Here is an 898-nt window from a genome sequence, read left to right on the forward strand (position 1 = left end):
TTTCGATATTGCAATCAAGCAAAGATAAATTTRTATCCATATAATCAAAAAACGCTATTCTTTTTGTAGAAATATACAGAAAGGATGGCGTTTATTATGAATTGTTCGATTCAAAGGGTTCTGGTGCAAGGYTAGTTTAATAAAGTTACATGATGAAAAAACATTCATTATTCCATCAAGTGACAATTAAAATCGATACCTGGTACTTATTTCTGTTATTAACTTTTATAAAAATTTAATAAAATCTTTTCTTTCTATTAAATATTTTGTTTTAAATTATTTATATAAAGAAATAGAGGCCAGAAAATGAATTTTTTAAAGAAATTTAAGTATCTCTTTATAGCGTGTATCCCTATGTATATAGTTATTCTTTAATTTCAATCGAATAAAAAAGCAAGGTATTCGAGAAAAAAGTACGGTACCATACAGAGAAAACGCTCTCCCATACAAAAGTAAATTGTACCGAAAGTGATAAAAGCGAATGTTATATGGAGGGAACCCCCTAATAATTTCACCTGAAAATCGGTAATTAATGAAACAAACAATAACAAAATGATACATGATTAMGAGTTAATATCCCCAAAARATAKGAWTAYTAGTGACAATCTTTGATACKGACAAGTGAGGTGACGTCGATGAGAGGGACATTAATAAAAAGTGGAGTATTTATTTTAGTTTTAACAGGAGGGCTATATCTTACAAAATACGCATATGACCATCATACTAACCGAGTTAAAGTAAGAGACACGATTCAACAAATATCAATAGAGCATGGTATACCGCCATGGATTCCYYTATCTATTGCATTYCATGAAAGTAAGTTTGATCSAAAYGCARTYGGAGATCAGGRYACATCATTTGGACTGTTTCAGCTTCATCGAGGTGGACTAGCACCTAA

At 30.4% G+C, this 898-nt stretch carries 1 pseudogene; it reads left to right on the forward strand.

From position 1 onward, the window contains the following. Window positions 1-635 precede the first annotated feature (635 nt). Window positions 636-898, forward strand: a pseudogene (locus AC1DJR_RS31710) (invasion protein); the annotation flags it as partial.

The organism is Bacillus sp. 05T31, assembly GCF_056396725.1.